At 68.6% G+C, this 1,235-nt stretch carries 1 protein-coding gene and 1 pseudogene; both read right to left on the reverse strand.

All coding sequences use genetic code 11. From position 1 onward, the window contains the following. On the reverse strand, nucleotides 1-601 hold a 601-nt coding region (locus FKP22_RS30865), incomplete at its 3' end, for an OmpA family protein (RefSeq protein WP_141291994.1). Then, nucleotides 601-1,235, reverse strand: a pseudogene (locus tag FKP22_RS33240) (hypothetical protein); the annotation flags it as partial. The gene FKP22_RS30865 and the pseudogene FKP22_RS33240, both read right to left, overlap by 1 nt.

Consider the following 1,235-nt stretch of genomic DNA (forward strand, 5'->3'; position numbering starts at 1 on the left):
GGCGGTTTTTTGCACGGCCTTCGGCGCTGTCGTTCGAGGCCACCGGCTGTTGGGCGCCGAAGGCGGCGGCGAACACCGCCGAAGCCGGCACGCCTTCTTCGATGAGGGTGCGTGTGACGGTCAGCGCGCGCTGGGCCGAGAGTTCCCAGTTGTCGGCAAATACCTGGTTCTTGCCGCCGCGCATCAGGCGGTCGTCGGTGAAGCCGCTGACCATCAGCGCTTCGTCGCGCGACTGCAGATAGGTCGCCAGCGGCGCCGCCAGGCTCTTCAGCAGCTGCCGGCCTTCGGGCTGCAGCTCGGCCGAGTTGAAGCCGAACAGCACGCTGCCGGAAATGCCGATGCGGCCATGGTCCAGCGTGACGCGGCCGGCTGCCAGCGGCACCGCCAGCGCGCGCTCGAGCTCGGTGCGGCGCTGGGTTTCCAGCTGGCGCTGCTTGACCTCCATTTCCAGCCGCGCGGCCAGCTCCAGCTGCGAAGCCAGCGCGAACAGCAGGATCAGCACAAACGCGCCCAGCAGGCCGGCCATCAGGTCGCCGAAGACCGCCCAAACCGGCGCAGATGCCTCGACGCCCGCGTCCATCTCCAGTTCGTCGCTCGTCATCAAGCGGCTTCCGCGCTGGCCAGGTTGCCGGACACGCGTTGCAGTTCCTCGATGATCTGCTTTTGCGACAGCATGCTCAGGTCGATCACCTCGCGCGCCTGGGCCACGTAATAGGCCAGTTGCTCGTCACTGCGCGAGAGCGACTTGCTCAAGGCGCCTTCGATGCGCTGCAACTGCGAGACCAGCTTCTCGTTCGAGTCGCTGAACAGCTGCACGCCGGTGCCAAAGGCCTCGCCCAGGCTGCCGACCTCGGCGGCGCTGCCGGTGAGTTGCGCCGCGGCTTCGGTCAGTTGCGCAGACTGGGTTTCGACCTGCGCGCCGAACTGCTCGCCCACGCGCGCCAACATTCCGGCGGACTGTTCGACCAGCGCATCGATCGCGCCGTGTTGTTCGGTCGCGGCCTGGTTCACGGCGGTGAGCAGCGTGCCCAGCGTCTCCAGCACCTGCGCGCGTTCCTCCAGCAGCGCGTTGTCGCGCGCCATGCTGTCGGACAGCTTCTGGCGCAGCTCGCCAATCACCTCGGCGGCGGCGCGCGGCGCCTCGGCCGCGGCCTGCATCAGCTGGCCGATCTCGGCGATGGTGCTGGCGGCGTGGGTCTCGGCCTGCGTGGTGATTTCGCGCGCGGTGCGTTCCA

Source organism: Ideonella azotifigens, assembly GCF_006519715.1.
Taxonomy (GTDB): Bacteria; Pseudomonadota; Gammaproteobacteria; order Burkholderiales; family Burkholderiaceae_C; genus Ideonella; species Ideonella azotifigens.